The following is a 1334-nucleotide window of genomic DNA, read 5'->3' on the forward strand; positions in this document are numbered from 1 at the left end:
CTGAGGGATCCCCACGAATTTAGTCCCCGCATTCAATGTTGTAACTCGTCGTATTAAGCAAGTGTTTACAGTGGCACAAGGTGTTGCGCCACTGTGCTGTTGTAAACATCACCTGTTTGGCCATCGCTCTTAACCCAAGCGAGTGAAACGACAAGACTCGTCTATCACGATAACTGTTTGCCTGGAATCGGCGTTGTTGATTGGCTATGGTCAGCCCTACACCTAGCAATATCAAGACTAATGAGGCCAAATTGCTCAGCAGCAGTAACAGGCTTATCCGGTGTAGTTTGGTACTGCCATTTTGCTCGAAGCCCAGACCAAACTGAGCACTTTTCATATCTCTGAAGCTTTCTTCTATCTGCATGCGCTGCCGGTAGATTGCTACAACCTGCTTGCTGTGATTATGTTTAAGCGGCAAGTTAGACGCCAACAACCACGGATCTGAATTCGCCCGTGAATTTGATTTAGATGTTTTAGAGCGCTTGATACTGCCATCAGCATTCAGTGAATGCCGTCCCTGAGTTTTTTGTTTATATAGTGTGAGTGTGCAGGGAAACGGCGTATTCCGTGCAATCTGTGCCTGATATTGCTTTGGTTTCTGCGTAGCTTTGCCGTACAACTGACTAATACACTGCCAGTGTGCACCACTGTCGATAGTGTAAAAATTGGGCTTGCGAACCCGGCCCACAAAATACCAACCCAGCGCTTCCACTTGCCTGAACCAAGGTGTTTTAAAGCCTGCATCAGTAACAATCACCGGTTTACAGCCCCTAGGCAGTAGCAGTGATAACCGGCGTAAAAATAGCTTATGCGTAGCAGGCTTCTCTTTGGTACTCAGCGGATGAACTTCCTCGTACAGCGTGATAGCACGACCATCAAAACTTAGTGAAGCGCGAAGCAAAAAGTGTCTTTTACACTCATCTAAATCAGACCAGTCAATGCTTATCGTTGGATGCTTGGCAGTACAGAGCAACCGACAAATTGCACCATAAACCAGGTTTTTTTCATGCAATAAATGCGAATTAGACAGCAACCTGTCGGCACGCTTAATATTATGTTTTTCATAGGCATTTGAACTAATCCCCCGGCCAATGCTGGTCACAGTAGCTGCACTACCGTTTGCCAGGCTATGTACGCAATCAATTACAGCTTTTTGTCTGGTGGCATGCATTTTGGGTGTGACAAATGAAACGATATTGGTCAAGATAGCGCGAACATTCATGGTTGTTTGGTCTCGGTGATGTTTGGCGATAGATCTGATCATCGAACGCCATGAATGTTCCTTCCGAGTTCATCTTTTTGTTTTAGCTGATAATTTTGTGGGGATACCTCAG

At 45.7% G+C, this 1334-nt stretch carries 1 protein-coding gene; it reads right to left on the bottom strand.

What is annotated here, in order from left to right; translation table 11 throughout:
• Positions 1–19: 19 nt before the first annotated feature.
• Entirely contained in the window at positions 20–1264 is a 1245-nt protein-coding gene (locus H141_RS0119620) for an IS4 family transposase (RefSeq protein ID WP_019677967.1), read from the bottom strand.
• Positions 1265–1334: the final 70 nt, after the last annotated feature.

It is taken from the genome of Arsukibacterium perlucidum DSM 18276, from assembly GCF_000382165.1.
GTDB lineage: Bacteria > Pseudomonadota > Gammaproteobacteria > Enterobacterales > Alteromonadaceae > Alishewanella > Alishewanella perlucidum.